Below are 726 nucleotides of genomic sequence, written 5' to 3'. Positions count from 1 at the left end.
CTTGCTGATGGTGGTTCTCCAACAATTATTTGTAACGACCAAGTTAGCCCTCCAGACCTTCGCATGTCTTGTGATGTTCCATCGCCAAAACCTGATCCAGATGAATGTACACCTGATTCTCCTGATTGGCCTGCGTGTCAGGAACCTCCAGAACCTGAGCAATGCACACCTGATTCTCCTGATTATCCTAATTGTTGTGATGAGTCTAATAACTGGTGTGATAATCCTCCACCTGAGTCATGTACGATTTTTTCTCCTAACTGGCCTGCTTGTTCTGGTGATACCGATATTGACCCACCTACAGGTGGTGACTTAGGTGACCCTGATAAACCAAACGGTGGCGGCACTGGCAATCCGGACCCTGATAAACCAGAACCGGATGTAGAAGAAAATAGCGATACTACAAAGGCTATTGAGTCTATGAATAAGGACTTAAACAAACAGCTTACTGGTATCAATAATGACTTGAATAAAAACCATGCTGAGAATATTTCACACCTCGATGCGTTAAAGGATTCTATAGATTTAAACACCGATACTATTGTTGATAGCTCTAACCATCTTAAAAACGCCATTGAGAGCCAAACAGGTACACTTTCAGAGATTGGTAATACCAACAACAAACTACTTTCTTCACTTAATCATCTTTTGAATGATGGTATTGGTGAATTAAGCGGTGATTTGAAGGGCATTGAAGGTGCAATTAATTCCGGATTGGATGATTTG

General features: G+C 41.6%; 1 protein-coding gene. It reads left to right on the top strand.

Annotation, left to right across the window (positions count from 1 at the left end; genetic code table 11):
* A partial coding sequence (locus AW165_RS19805; protein ID WP_228138766.1) for a hypothetical protein occupies window positions 1-726 on the top strand: 726 nt, incomplete at both ends.

It is taken from the genome of Acinetobacter sp. LMB-5 (genome assembly GCF_001541635.1).
Classification (GTDB): Bacteria; Pseudomonadota; Gammaproteobacteria; order Pseudomonadales; family Moraxellaceae; genus Acinetobacter; species Acinetobacter pittii.
The sequence above is the reverse complement of the archived record's forward strand: the minus strand, read 5'-3'. Positions and strand labels throughout refer to the sequence as shown.